Annotated in this window: 2 protein-coding genes; both read left to right on the forward strand. The window is 36.8% G+C overall.

Translation table 11 applies throughout. The features are described from left to right. Positions 1 to 146: 146 nt before the first annotated feature. Positions 147 to 530: a hypothetical protein gene (locus DD606_RS25770; protein WP_129259564.1), complete on the forward strand. Its 384-nt coding sequence runs from the start codon at positions 147 to 149 to the stop codon at positions 528 to 530. Continuing rightward, a complete protein-coding gene (locus DD606_RS26835) occupies positions 452 to 709 on the forward strand; it encodes a reverse transcriptase-like protein (protein ID WP_368853797.1) in 258 nt (85 codons plus the stop codon). Before DD606_RS25770 ends, DD606_RS26835 begins: the two co-directional genes overlap by 79 nt. Positions 710 to 864 lie beyond the last annotated feature (155 nt).

The following is an 864-nucleotide window of genomic DNA, read 5'->3' on the forward strand; positions in this document are numbered from 1 at the left end:
GAGATTACTAAAAAATTGAATCGGTGATGACCAGTATGGTTTATGCTTGTAGACAATTCAAACATTTGTAAAAGTTGTTCACTTTTCTCACCAGTTATTCCTTGCTTCCTCAGTTGTTTAATAGTTCAAATATATCAAAAATAGAGATGAAATGGATTATTGAATGTCAACAGTTTCATTTTACTTTTTTAATAGAAGAGAGTACTCGGGCTACCCTGGCAAATTTACTCACACACAAAGAAACTCCTATTTTGGTTAAGGAAGACGTGGTGCAAAAGAAGGAAGTCAAGACTCTTGCCATATCTGATGCTTCACTGTTATATTTTGATGGCTCTTATGAAAGAAGTCATGATGCTGCTTTGGGAGGCATTGTCATTTATATTGCACAAGGAAAACTTGTAAGGAAACAAGGGCTAAAACTTGATGCAAAAGTAACAATGAAGCAAAGTACATGGCTCTTGAAGGTGGTTTGCACATCTATTTGCAGTTGGGGATTAGATGCTTACAGGTCAAAGGAGATTCCTTGTTGATCATGAAGCAAATGTTGGGAGTATGGAAGAATAAGAATCCTAAACTGAAGAATTTATGCTTCAAGGTGAAATCATTGTTCAAAAAGTTTGAAGCATGGAGTTTGCAGTATATTGAGAGGTCTCAAAATAAAGAAGCTCATGATGCTGCCAAGAAAAAATCACTTGTGTGTTTGTGTTGAAGGAAAATGCCCCTTTATATCATGGGAGGGAAGTGTTATCAAAGGAGATGTATTTTCTGTTGACAGGTGTCCTACCTGAAGGTTTACCATCCTCATGGGAGGGAAGAGTTATCAAAGGAGATGTATTTTCTGTTGAGAGGTGTCCTACTTGAAGG

Origin of the sequence: Enterobacter cloacae complex sp. GF14B (assembly GCF_004136805.1) — a bacterium.
Taxonomy (GTDB): Bacteria; Pseudomonadota; Gammaproteobacteria; order Enterobacterales; family Enterobacteriaceae; genus Enterobacter; species Enterobacter hormaechei_C.

Coding starts and splice junctions, on each gene's coding strand:
- DD606_RS25770 (WP_129259564.1), top strand. CDS start 147: ATGAAATGGATTATTGAATGTCAACAGTTTCATTTTACTTTTTTAATA.
- DD606_RS26835 (WP_368853797.1), top strand. CDS start 452: ATGGCTCTTGAAGGTGGTTTGCACATCTATTTGCAGTTGGGGATTAGA.